The 22,517-nt window shown below is 63.0% G+C and carries 17 protein-coding genes, 1 tRNA gene and 1 pseudogene; 10 read left to right on the top strand and 9 right to left on the bottom strand.

The window, feature by feature from the left end; genetic code table 11:
* Positions 1–12 precede the first annotated feature (12 nt).
* Both XB14_RS00745 and ilvD read right to left on the bottom strand, forming a co-directional pair.
* Positions 13–441, bottom strand: a complete 429-nt coding sequence (locus tag XB14_RS00745; protein WP_077959723.1) for a lipocalin-like domain-containing protein — start codon at positions 439–441, stop codon at positions 13–15.
* A gap of 163 nt (positions 442–604) precedes the next feature.
* Complete coding sequence (gene ilvD / locus XB14_RS00750) at positions 605–2,443, bottom strand: dihydroxy-acid dehydratase (protein ID WP_077959724.1); 1,839 nt, start codon at positions 2,441–2,443, stop codon at positions 605–607.
* 300 nt (positions 2,444–2,743) lie between these two features.
* Between ilvD and XB14_RS00755 the strand changes: the two genes are divergently transcribed.
* The 4 genes from XB14_RS00755 to XB14_RS00770 all read left to right on the top strand — a co-directional run bounded on the left by XB14_RS00755 (position 2,744) and on the right by XB14_RS00770 (position 4,769).
* Positions 2,744–3,238: a hypothetical protein gene (locus tag XB14_RS00755; protein ID WP_077959725.1), complete on the top strand. Its 495-nt coding sequence runs from the start codon at positions 2,744–2,746 to the stop codon at positions 3,236–3,238.
* Between the two features lie 12 nt (positions 3,239–3,250).
* The gene (gene dapA, locus XB14_RS00760) at positions 3,251–4,189 is read left to right on the top strand and encodes a 4-hydroxy-tetrahydrodipicolinate synthase (RefSeq protein ID WP_077959726.1); all 939 of its coding nucleotides are present in this window, start codon (positions 3,251–3,253) and stop codon (positions 4,187–4,189) included.
* A gap of 80 nt (positions 4,190–4,269) precedes the next feature.
* The gene (locus XB14_RS00765) at positions 4,270–4,461 is read left to right on the top strand and encodes a hypothetical protein (protein WP_077959727.1); all 192 of its coding nucleotides are present in this window, start codon (positions 4,270–4,272) and stop codon (positions 4,459–4,461) included.
* Positions 4,462–4,493: 32 nt separating this feature from the next.
* Entirely contained in the window at positions 4,494–4,769 is a 276-nt protein-coding gene (locus XB14_RS00770; RefSeq protein WP_077959728.1) for a hypothetical protein, read from the top strand.
* A 92-nt stretch (positions 4,770–4,861) separates the two neighbouring features.
* On the opposite strand, the gene XB14_RS00775 is transcribed toward XB14_RS00770, so the two are convergent.
* The 3 genes from XB14_RS00775 to cpdR1 all read right to left on the bottom strand — a co-directional run bounded on the left by XB14_RS00775 (position 4,862) and on the right by cpdR1 (position 6,940).
* Entirely contained in the window at positions 4,862–5,554 is a 693-nt protein-coding gene (locus XB14_RS00775) for an alpha/beta fold hydrolase (protein WP_077959729.1), read from the bottom strand.
* Positions 5,555–6,239: 685 nt separating this feature from the next.
* Positions 6,240–6,314: transfer RNA gene (locus tag XB14_RS00785), tRNA-Val, on the bottom strand.
* Positions 6,315–6,574: 260 nt separating this feature from the next.
* Positions 6,575–6,940: a response regulator CpdR1 gene (gene cpdR1 / locus XB14_RS00790; protein ID WP_034786813.1), complete on the bottom strand. Its 366-nt coding sequence runs from the start codon at positions 6,938–6,940 to the stop codon at positions 6,575–6,577.
* Positions 6,941–7,140: 200 nt separating this feature from the next.
* Between cpdR1 and XB14_RS00795 the strand changes: the two genes are divergently transcribed.
* Positions 7,141–8,022, top strand: a complete 882-nt coding sequence (locus XB14_RS00795; protein ID WP_077959731.1) for an N-formylglutamate amidohydrolase — start codon at positions 7,141–7,143, stop codon at positions 8,020–8,022.
* A gap of 477 nt (positions 8,023–8,499) precedes the next feature.
* Positions 8,500–9,273, top strand: coding sequence for a histidinol-phosphatase (gene hisN / locus XB14_RS00800; protein ID WP_077959732.1), 774 nt, complete (start codon positions 8,500–8,502; stop codon positions 9,271–9,273).
* A 72-nt stretch (positions 9,274–9,345) separates the two neighbouring features.
* On the opposite strand, the gene XB14_RS00805 is transcribed toward hisN, so the two are convergent.
* The gene (locus tag XB14_RS00805) at positions 9,346–10,311 is read right to left on the bottom strand and encodes an alpha/beta fold hydrolase (protein WP_077959889.1); all 966 of its coding nucleotides are present in this window, start codon (positions 10,309–10,311) and stop codon (positions 9,346–9,348) included.
* A 385-nt stretch (positions 10,312–10,696) separates the two neighbouring features.
* On the opposite strand from XB14_RS00805, the gene XB14_RS00810 reads away from it, so the two are divergent.
* On the top strand, positions 10,697–11,158 hold the full coding sequence (locus XB14_RS00810) for an Hsp20 family protein (protein ID WP_077959733.1): 462 nt from the start codon (positions 10,697–10,699) through the stop codon (positions 11,156–11,158).
* 68 nt (positions 11,159–11,226) lie between these two features.
* Here XB14_RS00810 and XB14_RS00815 read toward each other — a convergent pair whose 3' ends face one another.
* Positions 11,227–12,216 carry a bile acid:sodium symporter family protein gene (locus tag XB14_RS00815; RefSeq protein ID WP_077959734.1) on the bottom strand — a complete coding sequence of 330 codons (990 nt, stop codon included), beginning with the start codon at positions 12,214–12,216 and terminating at the stop codon, positions 11,227–11,229.
* A gap of 95 nt (positions 12,217–12,311) precedes the next feature.
* Between XB14_RS00815 and XB14_RS00820 the strand changes: the two are divergent.
* Positions 12,312–13,168: pseudogene (locus XB14_RS00820) on the top strand (LysR substrate-binding domain-containing protein).
* A 6-nt stretch (positions 13,169–13,174) separates the two neighbouring features.
* Here XB14_RS00820 and XB14_RS00825 read toward each other — a convergent pair.
* Positions 13,175–14,221 (bottom strand): threonine aldolase family protein, encoded by a 1,047-nt coding sequence (locus XB14_RS00825; protein ID WP_077959735.1) that lies wholly within the window; start codon positions 14,219–14,221, stop codon positions 13,175–13,177.
* A gap of 555 nt (positions 14,222–14,776) precedes the next feature.
* Between XB14_RS00825 and gltB the strand changes: the two genes are divergently transcribed.
* Together gltB and XB14_RS00835 are read left to right on the top strand one after the other, a co-directional pair.
* On the top strand, positions 14,777–19,501 hold the full coding sequence (gltB, locus tag XB14_RS00830) for a glutamate synthase large subunit (protein ID WP_077959736.1): 4,725 nt from the start codon (positions 14,777–14,779) through the stop codon (positions 19,499–19,501).
* Positions 19,502–19,609: 108 nt separating this feature from the next.
* On the top strand, positions 19,610–21,067 hold the full coding sequence (locus XB14_RS00835; RefSeq protein WP_077959737.1) for a glutamate synthase subunit beta: 1,458 nt from the start codon (positions 19,610–19,612) through the stop codon (positions 21,065–21,067).
* A gap of 189 nt (positions 21,068–21,256) precedes the next feature.
* On the opposite strand, the gene XB14_RS00840 is transcribed toward XB14_RS00835, so the two are convergent.
* A complete protein-coding gene (locus XB14_RS00840; RefSeq protein WP_234803924.1) occupies positions 21,257–22,513 on the bottom strand; it encodes a DUF459 domain-containing protein in 1,257 nt (418 codons plus the stop codon).
* Positions 22,514–22,517 lie beyond the last annotated feature (4 nt).

Genomic DNA, 22,517 nt, shown 5'->3' on the forward strand with positions numbered 1-22,517 from the left:
CAGGCAGGCTGGTCACATCTTGCGAAATTCGAGGTGGTAGATGACCTCTTCTCCGGTCGCCGGGTCCACGCCCGGTGCGCCGTAGATCACCAGCTTGTCGCCTTGCAGGACAAAGGGACGGATCAGGTCGGACACGCCCCAGGCCGGGTTCCAGCTTGCCTCGACATGATGGATGATCCGACCGTCCTTGAGCGAATAGGAGCCGGAATAAGCGAGCATGGAATCAAACAGTGCCGCCTTCTCGTCATGAGACGGCACGAGCCCTTTCAGTTGCGGCCGATCGCGTTTCACCACGACGGCCGTCATACGGCCGTCCGGAAAGTACGAGAGATAGCCGATGGGATCAGGACCCATGGCATCGCTGACCTCGCCGGTGGCGACGACCTCGCGCGTCCAGGAAAGCATCTTCCAGGTGCCGAGCAATCCAGACTCGTCCGCCATGATCCACCTGTATGATTTTAGGGTAAACTAAAATAACAGATGCTTCCTCTCCGGCAAAGCCGGGCCCATCCCTAGCAAAAGAGATCAACGAAAAAGGGCCCCCGACGTGTGGGAGCCCTTCGTTGTTCCTTGCGCCGCCGGGGCGCCGTCAGAGCACAGCTGCTCAGTGCTCGCCGAGGTCGCGCACGGCACCGCGGTCGGCCGACGTCGCGAAGGCGGCATAGGCCTTCAGCGCGGTCGTCACCTTGCGCTTGCGTTGTTCGGTCGGCTTCCAGCCTTGGGCGTCTTGCTCGGTGCGGCGCTTGGCAAGTTCCGCCTCGTCGACGCGCAGGCTGATGGTGCGGTTCGGGATGTCGATGTCGATCATGTCGCCTTCGCGCACCAGGCCGATCGTGCCGCCGTTGGCCGCTTCCGGCGAAACGTGGCCGATCGACAGGCCCGAGGTGCCGCCGGAGAAGCGGCCGTCGGTGATCAGCGCGCAGGCTTTGCCGAGACCCTTCGACTTCAGGTAGCTCGTCGGATAGAGCATTTCCTGCATGCCCGGGCCGCCCTTCGGGCCTTCATAGCGGATGACGACGACGTCGCCGGCCTTGATCTCGTTGCCGAGGATCGCCTTGACCGATGCGTCCTGGCTTTCAAAAACGCGGGCCGGGCCGGAGAACTTCAGGATGCTCTCGTCGACGCCTGCGGTCTTCACGATGCAGCCGTCGATGGCGATGTTGCCCTTGAGAACCGCAAGCCCGCCATCCTTGGAGAAGGGGTGCTCGACCGAGCGGATGACACCCTTTTCGCGGTCGGTGTCGAGCTCGTCCCAGCGGGCTTCCTGGCTGAAGGCCACCTGGGTCGGGATGCCGCCCGGTGCCGCGCGGAAGAAGTTGCGAACGGTTTCGCTGGTAGTGCGGGTGATGTCCCAGCGGTCGATGGCGTCGCCGATCGTGGCGCTGTGAACTGTCGGGCAATCGCGGTTGATGAGACCGCCCTTCTCGAGTTCGCCGAGGATCGACATGATGCCGCCGGCGCGATGCACATCTTCCATGTGCACGTCGCTTTTCGCCGGAGCGACCTTCGACAGGCACGGCACCTTGCGCGACAGGCGGTCGATGTCGGCCATGGTGAAATCGACCTCGCCCTCGTGGGCGGCGGCCAGAATGTGCAGCACGGTGTTGGTCGAGCCGCCCATGGCGATATCGAGCGCCATGGCGTTTTCGAAGGCCTTCTTGGAGGCGACCTTGCGCGGCAGCACGTTCTCGTCTTCCTGCTCGTAGTAGCGGCGGGCGAGATCGACGACCAGGTGACCGGCTTCGACGAACAGGCGCTTGCGGTCGGCGTGGGTGGCGAGCGTCGAGCCATTGCCGGGCAGCGACAGGCCGAGCGCCTCGGTCAGACAGTTCATCGAGTTGGCCGTGAACATGCCGGAGCAGGAGCCGCAGGTCGGGCAGGCGGAACGTTCGATGACCTTGACGTCCTCGTCCGAGACGTTGTCGTCGGCGGCGGCGACCATAGCGTCGACCAAGTCGAGTGCATGCGTCTTGCCGTGCAGCACGACCTTGCCGGCTTCCATCGGGCCGCCGGAAACGAAGACGGCGGGAATGTTGAGGCGCAGTGCCGCCATCAGCATGCCGGGGGTGATCTTGTCGCAGTTGGAGATGCAGACCATGGCGTCGGCGCAGTGGGCGTTGACCATGTACTCGACGCTATCGGCGATGATTTCGCGCGACGGCAGCGAATAGAGCATGCCGTCGTGACCCATGGCGATGCCGTCGTCGACGGCGATGGTGTTGAATTCCTTGGCGACGCCGCCGGCTGCCTCGATCTCGCGGGCGACGAGCTGGCCAAGATCCTTCAGGTGCACGTGGCCCGGCACGAACTGGGTGAACGAGTTCACCACCGCAATAATCGGCTTGCCAAAATCGCTGTCCTTCATGCCCGTCGCGCGCCAGAGGCCGCGGGCGCCGGCCATGTTGCGGCCGTGGGTGGTGGTACGTGAGCGATAGGCAGGCATGGCATGTTCCTTCACGGACAAGGGTATTGCTCGGAAATGGCGATCCCCGATCGCCACCGAAGGGGCTAACTAGCGCAAAATTGCGTGCACGTCATCTTTCGCGTCAGATTATTTCGACGCTGCGCACCCGCTTTTGTGCGGCTTTCACCTCTTCCAGTGCCAATCTAACGGCGGGGTGGCGCCTTGCACAGCGGCAATCGGGGAGCTTTACGGAAATCTTATGCCGGGCAACCGAAGTCGGAATCGAATCCGGACGCCGGGCGGCGCTAGCCTCTCACTCATCGAATACGGATGAGTGTCATGTCTTTGCACGATTTCAGCCTTCCCGTTCACGCCCTCGGCGGCCCGTCCAATTCGGCAGCGCACGAACCGCTTGATGGTGACGAGCGTGCCCACGATGCCCTGGATGCCTTGCTCCTGCGGCTGACGGCGGTCCGCCGCCTGCGCGAGCATCATGTTTTTGAGGCCGTTCGGATCATTCGGGAGTTGCCCGGACTTGCCGGGGACGATTGGCCGTCGCGTCGGTTCCGCGATCTGATGGCAGCCGACGCACTGGTCGATGCCGTCATACACCTGACCTCCACGACGGAGGCGAAACTCTGCCTGCGCACGCTTGGCCACGAAGTCGGGCTTTGGACCTGTGCGCTGCGCTACCAGCCGCCAGGGGCAGGCCGCATCACCTACAAAGCGCGGCACGCGGATCTGGCGGCGGCGATCCTTGGCGCGTTCCTGCGCTCCTGCCGCGGCCACCAGCTTGCCATCGGCGCTGCGGGCTGCGGCCATCTTCCCACCTGAAGGACACATTCCATGAACAAACATTCGCTGCGCCTCGACGGGGTGCTCACGGCGCTCGTCACGCCGTTTCGCGACGGCAAGGTCGATGTCGTCGGCCTGATGTCGCTGGTCGAATGGCAGATCCGCCATGGTGTCTCCGGCCTCGTTCCCTGCGGCACCACCGGCGAAGCGCCGACGCTGTCGCGGGCGGAACGCGCCCTGGTGATCGAACGCTGCGTCGAAGTGGCAGAGCGGAAGATCCCCGTCATCGCCGGAACCGGCACCAACAGCACCGAGACGACGATCGCACTGACGGCGGAAGCCAAGGCGCTCGGGGCCGATGCGGCGCTCGTCGTTGCGCCCTACTACAGCAAGCCGTCGCAGGAGGGGCTCTATCGCCACTTCGAGGCGGTTGCCGGGGCGGTGGAGCTTCCTATCATCGTCTACAACGTCCCGTCGCGCGCCGGCGTCGATCTGGCGCCGCGGACACTCGAGCGGCTGGCGGAGCTTCCGGGCATTGTCGGCATCAAGGATGCAACCGGCGACATCGGCCGTTTCCTCTCTTCTCCGGCGGCCGTGAAGACCGGGCTCCGCCAGCTCTCGGGTCACGACCAGACGGCGCTGCCGTTCAATCTCTGCGGCGGTCACGGCACCATATCGGTGGCGTCGAATGTGGTTCCAAGGCTGATGGTGTCGATGCATCAGGCGATTGCGACCGGCAACGTAGCGGCAGCGATCGCCATCCACGAACGACTGCGGCCGCTGCTTCTCGCGCTGGAGCGCGAGACCAATCCGGGGCCGATCAAATACGCGCTGCACGTCGTTCGCGCGCTCAGCCCGGATGTTCGGCTTCCATTGACCGGCGTCACGCCCGAAACGGCAGCCGAGATCCGCGCAGCGCTCGAACCGCTGACCGAAATCAGGGGCGAGACCCTGATCGGCCGCAGCGTGCGCATCTCGCTCGCGAGCTGAACGGGCGGTGGCCCGCACCTACCTCCCGGCCTCGAACAGGCTCGGCCGGATTTTTCCCTGAACACCAAAGGAGACAGATGATGTCACGCCTTCCTCACCTTGCCGCCCAGGCCGAACTGCGCCGGCGGACGCAAACTGCCGAGCACACCGAAAGCCATCGCGGCAGCGACACTGCCGTGCGCGACGCCTTTCTCGGTATCGGTATTCGGCTCGGTATCGTGCTCGGTCTCGCCTACGGCATCCAGGCCGCCATTCCGTGGATCGCCGGCTAACCTCTTCCGATCTTCAACAGGAACCATTCCACATGGGCAGTATGCAGCAGATCCGCCGCGGCTTTCTCGCGCGCGCACGTTTCGTCGTCGGCCGCGACCGGCACGGCTGGTGGGTCGTCTCCGACCGCAAGGGACTGGTCGGCGGTCTCTTTACCAACGAAAGCGCCGCGATCCATTTCGCCGTCGAAGCGAGCGACCGGCATCCGGAAGAGGTGTGCCGCGCGCCGGAAGGGGCGGCGATCGATCTCGATACGTTTTCGCGCGGGCCAAAATCCATGAGGCTGCGCCGGCGTGGCGCCTATGCCTGACGCCGCATCCCGTTTGAGGCTGAAGGAAGAAGACCCCGCCGGCCCGGTGCCGACGGGGTCTTCTCTTGTCAGGATGCGGCACTGCCGGAAGTTCAGCCGAGCGACGCGATCGCCTCGTCGATCAGCGCCACGATCTCCTTGGCATGCGAAGCAAGCGAGGCGTGGCTGGCATCGAGCGTGATGATCTTCTTCGCCTTGATGCGCTCGGCCATCCACTGTTCGGTTTCCGGCGGGATCATGTTGTCGTGGCGCGAGACCTGGTACCAGCTCGGTTTCGTCTTCCAGGCCGGCGCGCCTGCCTTGTCCTCGAAGCAACGCCCGGCGATCGGCTTCTGGGTTACCGCCATCACCAGCGCCTCGGTCTCGCTGAGATCCTGGCCGAAGCTCTGGCGGAAGGTATCCTGCGCCAGCCAGAGGAAACCGTCCTTGTCCGGACGGATGCTGGCAGCGCCGGACGGCGGCTCGCGCCTTGCAAAGATGCCGCCGAGGCTGTCGCCTTCATCCGGCGCGAAAGCGGCGACATAGACCAGGCCGACGACATTGGAAGCGTGACCAGCGCCGCTGATCACCGCGCCGCCATAGGAGTGCCCGACGAGCAGGGTCGGACCCTCGAGCGATTCGGCGAGCTTGCGGGTGCGCTCGACGTCGTCGGCAAGCGAAGTGAGCGGGTTCTGTACCGCTGCAATTCTGTATCCTTTGGCATGCAGCGGGGGGATGACGTGACGCCAATGGGAGGCGTCACCCCAGGCGCCGTGCACAAGCACGATGTTTTTGACTGCCGGCATAGTCCGTTCCTTTCGCTTTGAATGGAGAGGTATTCGGTTTCGCATCACACTCGCTCGTGGTGAAGGATGCGAGGCATGCTGCCCGTCGTCTGTTTGGTGGGGTCCCTTGCTTTGCGCCTCGCGCGTGGCAAGGCGTTGAGATTGCAGACGTAAATTAGGGCGAGAAGGCGTGCGTTCCATGACGCAAACCACAAATTTTCGTGACGGAAGACCAACCCTGCGCGTCCCCGCAGGCGGGTGGCCGCGATAGCAGATGGATGGCGACAGGATGAGGAGAAGACGGGGTCCCAGAGCGGCGTATTGGGGCTACGGGGCATCGCTCTGGGACCGGTTGCGCCCAGGAGGCGGGCTGTGCTTCCGGGCGCTTCGGCATCAAGTCACCGCGAAACCGATTCGACAATGCGCCCCGGACCTTTGCCGACCCCTGTCGGACCAAAGTCCTACTGCATGTTTCCTTTAATCGTAGCCGATTAATGGACAAAAACATGCAGGAATTCAAAGTTCTACAGCGACCCTTGCGCGTCTGATAAGACGCGCGGCGCTGTGGCGCCAGCTGTGGGTAACTTGGCACGCAACGTTCTGATCAAGGTCGCTGCGAGCGGGCCGTTCGTCTGCTGCAGCCAGGAAGAAACGGGGGAAAACGAAAAAGGCCTTTCGATGTCTCGAAAGGCCTTTTGAATTCGAATGGTGGGCGTGACAAGGATCGAACTTGTGACCCCTACGATGTCAACGTAGTGCTCTCCCGCTGAGCTACACGCCCATCCGATGTGGCGCATAGACCACAAAAGCCGTTGTCGCGTCAATAGGGTTTTCGAAGGTTTTTTGACAGAAATTTCCAGGCGGTGATTTTCCGTATTGGACCGGCGTTGATGAGGCACCGGCAGGACCCCGGATTTCCTGAGTTTCCGCTAAGGTATTGAAACGAAAAGACCGCCGGAGATCCCTGTGGATCGCGGCGGTCGGTTCGAAGTCGCATTCTGTACAGTCGCGGGAGGGCGCGCCTGTGGAAAACTGCCTTGATCAGGCAGCAGCAAGCATCTTGTTGACCTCGTCGACGAGGTCACGCAGGTGGAAGGGCTTCGAAAGCACCTTGGCATCCTTCGGCGCCTTGGAGTCCGGGTTAAGCGCGACAGCGGCAAAGCCGGTGATGAACATGACCTTGAGGTCCGGATCGAGTTCCGTCGCGCGCCGCGCCAGTTCGATGCCGTCCATCTCGGGCATGACGATATCAGTCAGGAGAAGCGAGAAGGGCTCTTCGCGAAGCCGGTCGTAAGCGCTGGCGCCATTGTCATAGGACATGACCTTGTAGCCGGCCTTTTCCAGCGCCTTCACCAGGAATCGGCGCATGTCGTTGTCGTCTTCGGCAAGAAGGATTTTCGCAGTCATGAATTGGGCCGTGCTTCTCTTTATTCAGTTCATTGCGCGTAGATTGCGGCGTTTTATCCAAACCGCAACGCGGTAAATATCTCGTGAACAGGGGACGTCAATTCCCCTGATTGCTGTGATTGGCCACTATGGACACAGAGCAGGCCAACTGGCAACATGATGACAATTGTAAGAACCGCATATGGTAAAAAAGGGTACAGATGGGGGAATTTGCGGAGAGGGAACTGTTCGAGGTTCTGGAACCTCCAATCCAGCGCATTCCCTTTGTGTTCAATTCGCCGCATAGCGGCCGCGCCTATCCCCAGAGTTTCCTCGATCAGTCACGGCTCGACGCGCTTTCTATACGCCGGTCGGAAGATCATTATGTCGACGAATTGTTCCAGAACGCGACTTTCCTTGGGGCGCCGATGCTGCTTGCGCATTTTCCGCGCGCCTTCCTCGACGTCAACCGCGAGCCCTACGAACTCGACCCGCGCATGTTCGATGGGTCGCTGCCGCCGCATGCCAATATCAGCTCGATGCGCGTCGCCGGCGGGCTTGGCACGATCCCGCGGCTGGTCGCCGAGAACATGGAGATCTATCGCGGACGCTTCCCGGTCGAAGACGCACTGACGCGGATCGAGACGATCTACAAGCCCTATCATGCGACACTCCGCAAGCTGATCGCGCGCACCCATGTGCAGTTCGGCATGTCCGTGCTGATCGATTGCCATTCGATGCCGGGCAACGTGCATCTGCCCGGCAGCGCCCAGCGACCCGACTTCATCATCGGCGACCGCTACGGCACCAGTGCCGCCGGCGAGCTGTCGCGCGCCGCGGTCGATCTGTTGCAGCAGCTCGGCTACAGCGTCGTGCGCAACAAGCCCTATGCCGGCGGCTTCATAACCGAGCATTACGGACGCCCGACCCGCGGGCTGCATGCGCTGCAGATCGAGATCAATCGGGCGCTCTATGTCGACGAGACGACGCTGGCGCGCAAGCCGGGCTTCGGCGCGTTGGTCGCCGACCTCACGACCTTCATCGGGTCGCTCGCCCGCCATGTCGAGGACTATGGCGCTTACCTCCCGCTGGCCGCCGAGTAGCCTTTCCCAGCGAACCCACGCGTCATGGCGTCCAGCAATGTCCTGGAGGCGCTTCGCATTTTGTGTCGGGGAGCTTCAAAAAAAACCGCGCCAACGGCGCGGTCAAGTCTAGGGAGGAAACACCCAAGGAGGGTATTTACAGTCACAGGTGACTGTACCCAAACCTTAATATTGCACTGCACAATTGTCAAGTTGCGGCGGTGAAAACTTTTGCGCTGCATCAAAAGAATTTCACTCGGAAACGCGGCCTGAACCGATTGAATCGCTAAATAGCGGCTCCTGGAGCTCGCGCGCAAAGCGCGCCGCGATCGTTCAGATTCGCGCCGTGCGCTTTTAAGTTACTGATTTGTCGCATGTCGTTAGCGCAAAACTGCTGCGCACTTTTGCGCGCATGCTCCAGTCGGACCTCGTTGCCTTTCGCCGAATATCGGCTATGCAGAACAAGCTCTTCCTTCGTTTCTTCCTTGAGAGATCGCCATGTTGCCCGACCGCGCCTTCTTCGATCGTCTTGCCGATGCCGCCAAGGCGGAAACCCTGCCGCGCTTCCGGATCGGCACCAGCGTCGTCAACAAGCTGGAAAGCGGCTTCGATCCGGTGACGGAAGCGGACCAATCGGCGGAAGCGGCGATCCGTGCGCTGATCGAGGCGCATTTCCCGGACCATGGCATCCTCGGCGAAGAGCACGGCAATGTCGGTCTCGACCGCGAATATGTCTGGGTGATCGACCCGATCGACGGCACGCGCGCCTTCATCTCCGGTCTGCCTGTGTGGGGCACGCTGGTGGGCCTCTATCGCAATGGCGATGCGGTCATGGGCCTGATGGACCAGCCGTTCACCGGCGAGCGCTATTTCGCCGACGGCACGAAATCGTTTTACCGCGGACCGGGCGGCGAACAGGTGCTTTCGACGCGCGCCTGCCAATCGCTTGACGATGCAGTGCTTTTCACCACGTCGCCGCATCTCTATGCCGGCGATCTCAAGACCCGCTACGAGACGGTGCAAAGCAAGGTCCGGCTCTTCCGCTACGGCTGCGATTGCTACGCTTTCGCGCTTCTGGCCGCCGGCCATGTCGATCTGGTGATCGAATGCGGGCTGAAACCCTATGATGTCGGCGGGCTGATCCCGCTGATCGAGCAGGCCGGTGGCATCGTCACCAACTGGCAGGGCGGCCCGGCGGAAATGGGCGGCGAGGTCATCGCCGCAGGCAACGCCGAACTGCACGCGCAGGCGCTGGAAATCCTGAAGGGCTGATGCGTCCGGCGCTCTCGCGCGGCGGACCAAGAGATCCATGAAAACAGAGGATTGGCGAAGGCGCCGCCTGCTTCAAGCGGCGCTGGTTTCGCGCGCGTCGCCTTCTTCGGGGATGACGAAGGCGAGGATCGCCGCCATCGCCTGGGCACGGTAACGATCCGCCTCGTGCAGCAGCTCGTGGCGGGCGCCGTCGATCGGGATCATCTGGGCGGCGCGGAAGTTGCGCGCCAGCCACTCGACGGCGAGATGCGGCACCAGGCGATCCGCCGTCGGCGCCAGGATGATCGTCGGCAGCGTGATGCGCGTCAGGTGCTCGCGACGGATGATCCGGCGCATGGCGCGGAAGGCTTCGCTCAGCCACCGTGCCGTCGGTGGGCCGAGCCTCAGGTCCGGATGGGCGTCGGTTAGCGCGATGTTGCGCAGGTAGCGGCGGCGATCCGCGGTCAGAACGTTGTTTTCAAACGGACGGTTGCCCTTGTCGGGATGCGCCGGCAGGGCGCCGAGACCGACCAGGCGCATGAGGGTCGCGACCGCCGCGATGCTCTTTTCGCCAAGCGCCTGGCCGCCGAGGCCGACGAAGGGCGCCAGAACCACCAGCCGGTCGATCCGGCTTGCCAGCATCGGCGCCAATGACAGCGCCACGAGCGCGCCCATGGAATGGGCGACAATCGAGAAGGGCAGGCGTGTATCCGGCAGCACGATCTGTTCCAGGAAGGTGCTGAGGTCGCGTTCATAGTCGGAGAAGTGGTCGACGTAACCGCGCCCGGCGTGCGGCAAGAGGCGCTCGGAGCCCGCCTGGCCGCGCCAGTCGAAGGTGGCGACCCAGAGGCCGGCAGCGGTGAGATCCGTGATCGTCTCGAAATATTTCTCGATCGATTCGTTGCGGCCCTGCAGGAGCACGACGGTTCCGCGTGCCACCGGCTGCTTCGTCTTGAAGATCGCATAGCGGATCTTGCGGCCGCCGACACCGTCGAAGAAGCCTGCCACATGATTGTCCGGGATCGGATTGTCCGGTGATGCGTGGAGGATCGAAGTCATTGAGGCGGGGCCGGAAAAGAGCGTGTTGATCGATAACATCAGGGATAGGCGGCAGGGTCTGCGCCGTCAAAGAAAAAAGCCGGAAACGGTGGGTGAAATCCGGACGATCACCGTTTCCGGCCGCTGAAGGGGAAGGGACATGTCACTTCAGCCTGGGCTTTGCGGCCCAGGATTTTCTTTTAGTCCCGCCCGGCTGAACGGCAGCCGAAGCCGGCGTTCATGTCGGGTTCACGGAAAAATCGTCGACGGGCGCGTCTTGAAGTCGTGAAATCGCCTCCCCAAATCAGGGTCACGGGCGCCGAAGACGGGTCCGTTCACCGGTCCTGCCGCTGCCAGAATGGGGTGGCCGACCAGACATCGCAAACGTTGCTCCAAGGAGGACACCATGCGTCACTTCGATTTCTCCCCCCTTTACCGTTCCACCGTCGGTTTCGACCGCCTGTTCACGATGCTCGATAGCCTCGGCCAGCCGGGTGATGCCCAGACCTATCCGCCCTACAACATCGAGCGCACCGGCGAGAATGCCTATCGCATCACCATGGCCGTTGCCGGCTTTGACGAGAGCGAACTTTCGATCGAGGCCCGTGAGCACACGCTGACGGTCAAGGGCGAAAAGGCCGAAGAAAAGGGCGAGGAAAGCCAGTTTCTCCATCGCGGCATTGCCAAGCGCGCCTTCGAGCGCCGCTTCCAGCTCGCCGATCACGTGGAGATCAAGTCCGCTTCGCTGAAGAACGGCTTGCTGCACATCGATCTCACCCGCGAGATCCCGGAAGCAGCCAAGCCACGCCGGATCGAGATTGCGTCCGTGGCTTCGCAGCCGAAGCAGATCGAGGCACAGACCCTCTAACTTTCGTCCGCCAGAACCAATCTCCCAAGACAGAGCGGCGTCCCTTGCGGGCGCCGCTTTTTTGTTGGTCAGCCACGTGCGGGCGCGGGTATCGCGGCAGCCTGTTTCTTGGCGGCGTAACGCTGGGCGATGACGGCGCAGGCCATGAGCTGGATCTGGTGGAACAGCATGACGGGCAGCACGATCGCGCCGATGTTCTGGCCGGCGAAGATGGCGCTTGCCATGGGAACGCCGCTCGCCAGGCTCTTCTTCGACCCGCAAAAGGTGATGGCGATCTCGTCGGCCTTGTCGAAGCCGAGCAGCCGGCTGCCGAACATGGTGGCGGCGAGCACGAGCGCCAGCATGACGATTTCGATGACGACGAGCACGCCGAGATCGGTGAGCGAGAAGGTCTGCCAGAGGCCCGAAGTGACCGCCTGGCTGAAGGCGAGGTAGACGACCATCAGGATCGAGCCGCGATCGACCGGCGCCAACAGCCCCTTGCGGGCGCGGATCCAGTTGCCGATGAAGGGCTGCAGCATCTGGCCGATGACGAAGGGGGCGAGAAGCTGCAGCAGGATCTGCTTGACCGCGTCGAGCGTGACGGTGCCGTGCCCGCCGGCGGAAAACAGCAGCCCGACGAGAAGCGGGGTCAGGAACATACCGAAAATGTTGGAGGCGGAAGCCGAGCAGATCGCCGCCGGCACGTTGCCCCCCGCCATAGAGGTGAAGGCGATCGACGACTGCACGGTCGAGGGCAGAACGCAGAGAAACAGGAGACCCGTGTAAAGCGACTGCGGCAGGATCGAATCCGGCACGAAACCAATCGCAAGGCCGATCAGCGGAAAGAGCACGAAGGTGGAGGCAAGGATCGTCAGGTGCAGGCGCCAATGCAGAATGCCCGCGATCACCACGTCGCGCGACAGACGCGCGCCGTGCAGGAAGAAGACCATGCCGACGGCCACCTTCGTCGCCATGCCGAACCATTCGGTCGCTTCGCCGCGGATCGGCAGGACGGATGCAAGCAGCACCGTCGCCAGAAGCAGGATCGTGAAGGTATCGGGAAGGTAGCGGCGCATGTCAGCTCACTTGCTCGTTAACGAACGTCTTGTGGGGATCGCTCATTGTGAAGCAGGATGCAAGGAATAACAGTTATCACGAAATGAGATGAGCCATGTTGGATCTCGTGCAGTTGCGCAGTTTCGTCGCCCTCGAACAGATGGGCAGCTTCACGCTTGCGGCGGAAAAACTGTCGCTCGGGCAATCGACGGTCAGCCAGCATATTCAGCGGCTCGAAGCCTCGCTCGGACGCACGCTCGTTGCCCGCGATACCCACCGCGTTTCGTTGACGGCGGACGGGCAGGCGCTGCTTGCGCATGCGCGCTCGATGTTGGCGATCGACGGCGAGGTCCGGGCGCTTTTTGCCGAAAGCAGCCTGCGCGGCCGTCTGCGTCTCGGCGTTTCCGAGGACTTCGTCATGAGCCGGCTGCCGGCGGTGCTCGAAGACTTTGTTCGCGCCCATCCGTCGGTCGATCTGGAACTCACAGTCGCGCTGAGTGGCGTGCTCTACCAGATGCAGGACAATGGCGAGATCGATCTGGTGCTCGCCAAGCGCAGGCTCGGCGACCAGAGGGGCGAGCTCGTCTATCGCGAACCGTTGGTCTGGTTGGCGCGTGATCCCGAGAGGATCAAGCGCGACAAGGTGCTGCCGCTGATCGCCTTTCCGCCGCCGAGCATTACCCGCAGCGTCGCGCTCGAAGTGCTCGACCGCCACCGCCTGCCGTGGCGGATCGTCTGTACCTGCGGCAGCCTCAGCGGCCTGACGGCGGCGGCCCGCGCCGGCATGGGCGTGCTTGTGCAGCCACGAAGCATGGTGCCGCCGGGGCTGAAGGAAATCCGGGCGGTCCCCTGCCGCCGCTCGAAGACGTGGAATTCGTGCTGGTGCCGAGCAAGGGCGTCGACCGAAAGCTGAGTGCGGCGCTCTCGGTCGAGATCCTCGCTAATCTGAGGACGCTGCAGGGGCAGGGCTGATGCCGCTCAGCAGCCGGCAACGAAGCGGTCGACATCCTCGGCCTTCGTCGCAAAACTGGTGACGAGTCGATAGAGACCTTCGTTCTCTGTGAGGCTGCCCTCGAGGTCATGCGGCACCGGCCAGTCGTAGAAGACGGCCCCCTGCTGCCGAAGCTTCGTGGCCACATCCTTCGTCAGAACAGCGAAGACCTCGTTGGCGTCGGCCTGCCAGGCAAGCCGGCTCGCCTTCGAGGCGGCGATGCCCTTGGCAAGACGCGTGGCCATGGTGTTTGCGTGGCGCGCGAGGTTCAGCCAGAGATCACCGGCAAGGTAGGCGTCGAACTGCGCCGAGACAAAGCGCGACTTGGAGAAGAGCTGGGCTGCGCGCTTGCGCAGGAAGTGCATTTCATGCGCCCTGGAGAGATCGAAAAGCACCAAAGCCTCGGCGCACCAGCAGCCGTTCTTGGTGCCGCCGAAGGAGACGAGATCAACCCCGCGTTTCCAGGTCATTTCGGCGGGCGTTGCGTCGAGGCTGACCAGTGCGTTGGCCAAGCGGGCGCCGTCCATGTGCAGGGGCAGCTTGTGTCCCTTGGCGACGGCCGCGATCGCTTCGATTTCGGCGAGCGAATAGACCGTACCGCTTTCCGTCGCCTGCGTCAGCGATACCGCCGCCGGCTGGCCGCCATGGACATTGTCGAGCGGGTAGCGGCGGATTTCGGCTTCCAGTTTTGCTGCTTCCATCTTGCCGCGGGGACCATCGACGGGCTTCAGTCTGGAGCCGTGCGAGAAGAATTCCGGTGCGCCGCATTCGTCGGCGATCACATGCGCCTCGCGATGGCAGAAGGCGACGCCACCGGCGCGATGGGCGCTCGCGAGCGCCAGCGAATTGGCGGCCGTTCCGGTGCCGACGAAGAAGACGGCGACGTCTCTTTCGAAGATTTCCGCGAACTTCTTTTCCACCTTCCGGTCAAGCTCGCTGGTGCCATAGGCGGACGCATAACCGCCGGCATGCGCCATCAGGCTTTCGGCAATCGCGGGATGGGCGCCAGCCCAGTTATCAGACGAAAAAATCATCACTTCTCACCCTGTTTCACCGTCAATTCGACGGCTTTTGCCGACCTTAGCCGAGTTTATAGCCGGATCAATCACGGTCAGCGGCCGAAAGGCCAACAGGAGACCAGTTTGAAACCAAAAGGAAGAAAACGCCCGAAAGCCGTAATTAAATTATAAAAGCCGGAAATTTCCGGCAATGTTCGGCAAAATCTTCTCTATTATTTGCTGATATGCCTCTTGCGGAGGGGGGTGGTTTCTGGCATAGAGCACATGAAATAGGACAGGTTTGCTGTCCTATTTCGGTCTAGGGACCGGAACAATCGCCGTGAGTGCCTAAAAAAGTGGCATCCGGCGTGCGAAGCGGGGGGATTGGCCGGATTTCATCCGGTTGTTATCGCCTGCCGTCAGGATGGTCGCAGACATCAATGCCTGATGATGCCGTGCTTGTTTGCGACCTGATCAGGATCATGAGACGATGAGTGCCCCGGCTTTTCAGCGTGCCTTTGCACGCAACGAAGAGTCATGCGCGGGCGGTGCCATGCCCGGCGGTCGCCGGGTTCAACAGGAGGGAAAACGATGACGGATCATTCGCCATCACAGCAATCTGGGCTCAACCTCGCACACAGCGTTGCGACGGCTGAAAAAACGCCCGCATTCCCGACTGGCCTGCCGCGAAAACAGGGTCTTTATGATCCGCGCAATGAGCATGACGCCTGCGGCGTCGGCTTCGTCGCCCATATGAAGGGCCAGAAGTCGCACCAGATCGTGCGCGACGGCCTCTTCATGCTCGAAAACCTGACGCACCGCGGTGCCGTCGGCGCCGACCCGCTGATGGGCGACGGCGCGGGCATTCTCGTGCAGATTCCCGACCGTTTCTTCCGCGAGGAAATGGCCAAGCAGGGCATTACCCTGCCGAAGGCAGGCGAGTATGCCGTCGGTCATATCTTCATGCCGCAGGACGATGCGCTCGTCGAACACTTCAAGCAGGTGATCAAGGACGTCGTCACTGAAGAGGGCCAGGTGCTCATCGGCTACCGCGACGTGCCGGTCGACAATTCGTCCCTGTCGAAGGCGCCCGAGATCGCCGCGACCGAGCCGCGCCATGTCCAGATCTTCATCGGTGCCGGCCGTGACGCTGCCACGAACCCCGAGTTCGAGCGTCGTCTCTTTACGCTGCGCAAGGTGATCTCCAACCGCATCTATGACGAATACAAGGGCGAGGAGAGCAACTTCTACCCCGTGTCGCTGTCGTCCTCGACGATCGTCTACAAGGGCATGTTCCTCGCCTATCAGGTAGGCGCCTATTACAAGGACCTGGCCGATCCGCGGTTCGAAAGTGCGGTGGCGCTCGTGCACCAGCGCTTCTCGACCAACACCTTCCCGTCGTGGAAGCTCGCGCACCCGTACCGCATGGTCGCCCATAACGGCGAAATCAACACGCTGCGCGGCAACGTCAACTGGATGGCGGCGCGCCAGGCTTCGGTCTCCTCGCCGCTCTTCGGCGACGACATCTCCAAGCTCTGGCCGATCTCCTACGAGGGCCAGTCGGACACCGCCTGCTTCGACAACGCGCTCGAATTCCTGGTGCAGGGCGGCTATTCGCTGTCACATGCCGTCATGATGCTGATCCCCGAGGCGTGGGCCGGCAACCAACTGATGTCGCCCGAGCGCAAGGCGTTTTACGAATACCACGCAGCGCTGATGGAGCCGTGGGACGGACCGGCCGCCGTTGCCTTTACCGACGGTCGCCAGATCGGTGCGACGCTCGATCGCAACGGCCTGCGTCCGGCCCGCTACATTGTCACTTCGGACGACCGCGTCATCCTCGCGTCGGAAGCCGGCGTGCTGCCGGTTGATGAAAGCAAGATCGTCAAGAAGTGGCGCCTGCAGCCGGGCAAGATGCTCCTGATCGACATGGAACAGGGTCGCATCATCTCCGACGAGGAGGTGAAGTCCTCGCTCGCGCAGAAGCACCCCTACAGCAAGTGGCTTGAAGACACCCAGCTGATCCTCGAGGAGCTGAAGCCGGTGGAGCCGCGGGCGCTGCGTCGCGACGTGTCGCTGATCGACCGTCAGCAGGCCTTCGGCTACACGCTCGAAGACACCAAGATCCTGATGTCGCCAATGGCGACGACCGGCCAGGAAGCGATCGGCTCGATGGGCACCGACACGCCGATCTCGGCGATGTCGGACAAGCGCAAGCTGCTCTACACTTACTTCAAGCAGAACTTCGCGCAGGTCACCAACCCGCCGATCGACCCGATCCGCGAAGAGTTGGTGATGAGCCTCGTCTCCTTCATCGGCCCGCGCCCGAACATCCTCGACCACGAGGGCATGGCGCATGCCAAGCGTCTCGAAGTGCGCCAGCCGATCCTGACCAATGGCGATCTCGAAAAGATCCGTTCGATCGGTCACACCGAGGATCGCTTCGATACCAAGACGCTCGACTTCACCTATGACATTTCGCGCGATGCCGAAGGCATGCCGGAAATGCTCGACCGCCTCTGCGAGCGTGCGGAAGCGGCGGTGAAGGGCGGCTACAACATCATCGTGCTTTCGGACCGCCAGGTCGGTCCGGACCGGGTGGCTATTCCCGCGCTGCTTGCGACCGCCGCCGTGCACCATCACCTGATCCGCAAGGGCCTGCGCACCTCGGTCGGTATCGTGCTTGAATCCGGCGAACCGCGCGAAGTGCATCACTTCTGCCTGCTCGCCGGTTACGGCGCCGAAGCGATCAACCCCTATCTCGCCTTCGATACGCTGACCGATATGCACAAGCGCGGCGAGTTCCCCAAGGAAGTCGACGGCAGCGAAGTGGTCTACCGTTACATCAAGGCGGTCGGTAAGGGCATTCTCAAGGTCATGTCCAAGATGGGCATCTCGACCTACCAGTCCTATTGCGGCGCGCAGATCTTCGACGCCGTCGGCCTGTCGTCGAAGCTCGTCGACCAGTTTTTCTTCGGCACGGCGACGACGATCGAAGGCATCGGCCTCGAAGAGATCGCCGCCGAAACCGTCGCCCGCCACAAGGCGGCCTTCGGCGCCGACCCGGTTCTCGCCAACACACTCGACATCGGTGGCGAATATGCCTTCCGCATGCGCGGCGAAAGCCACGCCTGGACGCCGGATGCGATCGCCTCGCTGCAGCATGCCGTTCGTGGCAATGCTCAGGATCGCTACCGTGAATTCGCCGAGATGGTGAACAATTCGGCGCTGCGCATGAACACGATCCGTGGCCTGTTCACGGTCAAGAGCGCCGAAGCTCTCGGCCGCAAGCCGATCTCGATCGACGAAGTCGAGCCGGCGGTCGACATCGTCAAGCGCTTCTCGACAGGCGCCATGTCCTTCGGCTCGATCAGCCGCGAGGCGCATACGACGCTGGCCATCGCCATGAACCGGATCGGCGGCAAGTCGAACACCGGCGAGGGCGGCGAGGAAAGTGACCGTTACCTGCCGCTGCCCGACGGCTCTGTTAACCCCGAGCGTTCGGCGATCAAGCAGATCGCGTCCGGCCGTTTCGGCGTGACCACGGAGTATCTGGTCAATGCCGACATGCTGCAGATCAAGGTGGCACAGGGTGCCAAGCCCGGTGAAGGCGGCCAGCTGCCCGGCCACAAGGTCGATGCGACCGTCGCCAAGACCCGGCATTCGACGCCGGGCGTCGGCCTGATCTCGCCGCCGCCGCACCATGACATCTATTCGATCGAAGACCTGGCGCAGCTGATCTACGATCTGAAGAACGTCAATCCGGAAGCGGACGTCTCGGTCAAGCTCGTCTCGGAAGTCGGCGTCGGCACGGTTGCCGCCGGCGTTGCCAAGGCGCGTGCCGACCACATCACCGTTGCCGGCTTCGATGGCGGCACAGGCGCTTCGCCGCTGACCTCGCTGAAGCATGCGGGCAGCCCCTGGGAAATCGGCCTTGCCGAGACCCAGCAGACGCTGGTACTGAACGGCCTGCGCTCGCGCGTCGCCCTTCAGGTCGACGGCGGTCTGAAGACCGGCCGCGACGTCATCATCGGCGCGCTGCTCGGTGCCGACGAGTTCGGCTTTGCCACCGCGCCGCTGATTGCCGCCGGCTGCATCATGATGCGCAAGTGCCACCTCAACACCTGTCCCGTCGGCGTTGCGACGCAGGATCCGGTGCTGCGCAAGCGCTTCAAGGGCACGGCCGAGCACGTCATCAACTACTTCTTCTTCGTGGCCGAGGAAGTGCGCGAGATCCTGGCCTCGCTCGGGTTCAAGAAGCTCAACGACATCGTCGGCGCTTCGGAACTGCTTGAAAAGGACAGTGCGCTTGCGCACTGGAAGGCCAACGGCCTCGACTTCTCGAAGATCTTCCACAAGGTGGAGGCCAAGAAGGAAGAGACCTACTGGACGACCCGCCAGCAGCACCCGATCGACGATGTTCTCGACCGCAAGCTGATCGAAGAAGCCAAGGTCGCACTCGAAACCAAGGCCCCGGTCAAGATCGAAGCCGAAATCAAGAACGTCGACCGCTCGGCCGGCGCGATGCTCGCCGGTGCGCTTGCCAAGCGCTGGGGCCACAAGGGCCTGAAGGACGACACCATTCACGTGACCCTCAAGGGCACGGCCGGCCAGTCCTTCGGCGCGTTCCTGGCACGCGGCATCACCTTCGATCTGGTGGGCGACGGTAACGACTATGTCGGCAAGGGTCTCTCGGGCGGTCGCATCATCGTCCGGCCGCCGGAGAACGCGACGATCGTTCCTGAGGAATCGATCATCGTCGGCAACACCGTGCTTTACGGCGCGATCTCGGGCGAGTGCTACTTCAACGGTGTCGCCGGCGAGCGCTTCGCCGTACGCAACTCCGGCGCGGTCGCGGTCGTCGAAGGCGTGGGTGACCACGGCTGCGAATACATGACCGGCGGCGTCGTCGTCGTGCTCGGCGGCACGGGCCGCAACTTCGCGGCCGGCATGTCGGGCGGCGTCGCCTATGTGCTCGACGAGGAAGGCGATTTCGCCCGTCGCTGCAACATGGCGATGGTCGAGCTGCAGCCGGTTCCGGAAGAGGACGACATGCTGGAGAAGCTGCATCATCACGGCGGCGACATCATGCACAAGGGCATGGTCGACGTCTCCGGCGACATGACGCGCCACGACGAGGAGCGGCTTTATCAGCTCATCTCCAACCACCTTCACCACACGGGTTCGCCCCGGGCGAAGGAGGTCCTGGATCACTGGACGGATTTCCGGCCGAAATTCCGCAAGGTCATGCCGGTCGAATACCGCCGTGCGCTCGAGGATATGGAACGCATGAAAATGGCAGAGGCGGCCGAATAGGAGGCCCCGGTGACCAAGGCTCCCGGTTCATCACAGACTGGTTCGGGGGCCCTTCACGCGCGCTTGTCAAGAGCGCCTGTTCAGACGCAAAGCTTTCAGGATGAAACGATGGGTAAGGTAACTGGATTTCTCGAGATTGACCGGCAAGTGGCAAAGTACCAGCCGGCCTCCGACCGCATCCGCCATTTTCGCGAATTCACCATTCCGATGTCAGAACCGGAAGTGCAGAAGCAGGCCGCACGCTGCATGGACTGTGGCATCCCCTATTGCCACGGCCCGACCGGCTGCCCGGTGCACAACCAGATCCCGGACTGGAACGACCTCGTCTATAACGGCAACTGGGACGAGGCGATCCGCAACCTGCACTCGACCAACAATTTCCCGGAATTCACCGGCCGCGTCTGCCCGGCGCCGTGCGAGGAAGCCTGCACGCTGAACCTCGAGGACACGCCCGTCGCCATCAAGACCGTCGAACAGGCGATTGCCGACAAGGCCTATGAGATGGGCTACATCGTGCCGCAGCCGGCCGTCACCAAGACCGGCAAGAAGGTCGCGGTCATCGGTTCCGGCCCGGCGGGCATGGCGGCTGCCCAACAGATGGCGCGCGCGGGCCACGAGGTTCACGTCTACGAGCGCGAGACCAAGCCCGGCGGTCTGCTGCGCTACGGCATTCCGGACTTCAAGATGGAGAAGAACTTCATCGATCGCCGCGTCGACCAGATGCGGGGCGAAGGCGTCACCTTCCACTGCGGCATCAATGTCGGCGTCGACGTGCCGATGCAGCGCCTGCTCGACGATCACGATGCCGTGCTCTACTGCGGCGGCTCCGAGACGCCGCGTGACGCGGGCATCCCCGGTGTCGAGTTCGCCGGCGTTCATGACGCGATGCCCTATCTCGTCCAGCAGAACCGCCGCGTCGGCCGCGAAAACATCGACAGCGTCGGCTGGCCGTCGCAGCCGATCCTTGCCGGTGGCAAGCACATCGTCGTCGTCGGCGGTGGCGATACGGCGTCGGACTGCGTCGGCACCGCATTCCGCCAGGGCGCGGTCAAGGTCACCCAGCTCGACATCCGTCCGCAGCCGCCGGAAAAGGAAGACAAGCTCGCCGTCTGGCCGTTCTGGGCGACGAAGATGCGCACCTCGTCCAGCCAGGCCGAAGGCGCCATCCGCGAGTTCCAAGTGGCGACGCTCGAATTCATCAGCGATGAGGACGGCAACCTGACTGGCGTGAAGTGCTGCCAGGTGGACGACCGCCGCAAGCCGGTTGCCGGCACCGAGTTCATCATCAAGGCGGATCTCGCCTTCATCGCCATCGGCTTCAGTGGCCCCTTCACCAACAGCGTCTTGAAGGATCTCGGCGACAAGCTGACGCTCAACACCGACCGTCGCGGCTCGACCAACGTCGTTGCCAACGAACGCGACTACAAGACCTCGGTCGACAAGCTCTGGACCGCCGGCGATGTGCGCCGTGGCCAGTCGCTCGTCGTCTGGGCGATCCGCGAAGGCCGCCAGGCCGCGCGCGCGATCGACGAGGCGCTGATGGGCTCGACCACGCTGCCGCGCTAAGGCATTACTCCCAAGCATGAAAAAAGCCCCGCAGCAATGCGGGGCTTTTTTCATGGTGTGCCAGAAGGCTGAATGGTGTTGTCGATCTAGAGCATCCGACCTTCAAGTGGAATCACCTACGGGCGGAAAGATGCTCCAGAATCAAGGTTCTAGAGCGTCCTTTGTGCGTTCGGATGAACGCACGGCGCTCTAGTTGCGGATCACCGGGTTGCTGATAATGGTGCTCGGCTTCGACAGGCGGAAGTCATCGACGCGACCGGCCGGGGCGGCGGCGACATCACCCTTGTCGACGAGAAGATCGCGCGGGCTCTTGCCGTTGCCCTTGTCCGGTGCGGCGTTGCCGAGGAGGGACGCGGCGCCATCGAGCGCCGGATCGGTCAGGCCGATCGGCTGGGTCTTGACGATATCCTCGTTGCCGAGCGGCGCCGTCACCACCAGGTCCTTGAGTTCGTCGGCGCCCGGCACGTTCTTGTCGGTCGCGGCGGCATCGCCGAGCAGCCGGCGGATGTCCTTTTCGACGTAGAAGGCGAGCTTGCGCTTGCCGGCCTTGGTCAGGTTGATGCCGTCGGCGCCGCGCAGGCGCACCTGCTGGCCGTTGATGTCCGAGCCGGTCAGCACGAACTTGCCGCCCTCGTCGACGAAGCCGTCCCAGATGTCGACGAACTGCCCGCCGACCTTTTCGATTTCCTCGCGGTAGATGCCGTTGAAGGTCACCATGTCCGCCGTCATGGCGGCCGACTGGAACGGCGGCATGCCGACCCAGAGGACCGGCAGCTTTTCCTTGCGCGCAAGGGCGGCTAGCGCGTTGACGCGCTTGCGGTATTCTTCCGTCCAGAGATCGCTTCGGAATTTCTCCTTGGCGCTGCCAATCTGCATCTGCTGACGATCGTTGGCGCCGAGGCTGAGGATGATGACCGACGGCTTTACTTCTCCGACATAGCCCGGCAGCGTGCCCGGCCAGTTGAAATAGTCCTCGCGCACGAGACCGGACGAGCCGTTCGCCCGCGTCTCGATGGTGATGCCGGGCGTCATCTCGAAGGCGGTCTTCAAGCCGTCGCCAAGGCTGTCGGCCATGAAGTCGCCGACGACGAGCACCTTCTTGGCATCCGGCGCCTTCTCCACCACTACCGGCGCCGGGGCAGGGGTGTCGGCGACCTTCGGCTTCTGTTTCTGCTGGCCCTGGCCCTGGCCCTTCTGGCGCTGCTGCGGCTGGCGCTGGCGTTTCGGGCGCGGTTGCTCGGGATAATAGTCGCGATCCTGGTAGGTCGGCCGTTCGCGGGTCAAGCCGCCGAAGAGCATCTGAAACAAGGTGCGGCGTTGAACGCGCTCCTGCGCCTCGGCAAAGCTTGCAAAAAAGCTGACGGTGAGCATCGCCACAAGGGCAATGCAGACCGTGGCAATCCCGAACGGCGTTCGGCTATCGTGCCTGCGGCGCCTGCTGATCATCTGC

Origin of the sequence: Ensifer adhaerens (genome assembly GCF_002007205.1) — a bacterium.
Classification (GTDB): domain Bacteria; phylum Pseudomonadota; class Alphaproteobacteria; order Rhizobiales; family Rhizobiaceae; genus Ensifer; species Ensifer adhaerens_D.